The following is a 444-nucleotide window of genomic DNA, read 5'->3' on the forward strand; positions in this document are numbered from 1 at the left end:
GCACCGTCACGTCGAGTGCGGTGGTCGGCTCGTCGGCGATCAGAAGATCCGGATCGCAGGCAAGGGCGATGGCGATCATGACGCGCTGGCGCATGCCGCCGGAAAGCTGGTGCGGGTAATCCTTCACCCGCCGCTCCGGCGCGGGGACGCGGACATTCGCCAGCGCCTCGACCGCTGCGACATGGCTGCCGCCGTCAGCGAGATCGATGCGCAGGTCCTGGACTTCGATCAGCGGAGCCGTGGTCATGCACGCCGGCTCCGCGACTGGGGATCGAGCACGTCACGCAAGCCGTCGCCAAGCAAATTGAGGCCGAGCACCGTCAGGAAGATCGCAAGCCCGGGGAAGACCGACAGCCAGGGCGCCGTGGTGATCTGGTCGCGGGCCTCCGACAGCATGCTGCCCCAGCTTGGATAGGGCGGACGGATGCCGAGGCCGAGGAACGA

1 protein-coding gene and 1 pseudogene are annotated in these 444 nt (G+C 68.0%); both read right to left on the reverse strand.

Features of this window, described 5'->3' with window-relative positions; translation table 11 throughout:
* Nucleotides 1-247 (reverse strand): ATP-binding cassette domain-containing protein (locus OO68_RS48900; protein ID WP_033314718.1); only part of this gene is annotated, 247 nt, incomplete at its 3' end.
* Nucleotides 244-444 (reverse strand): annotated as a pseudogene (locus OO68_RS48905) (ABC transporter permease); the annotation flags it as partial. The pseudogene OO68_RS48905 and the gene OO68_RS48900, both read right to left, overlap by 4 nt.

Source organism: Streptomyces iakyrus (genome assembly GCF_000717055.1).
Lineage (GTDB): Bacteria > Actinomycetota > Actinomycetes > Streptomycetales > Streptomycetaceae > Streptomyces > Streptomyces iakyrus.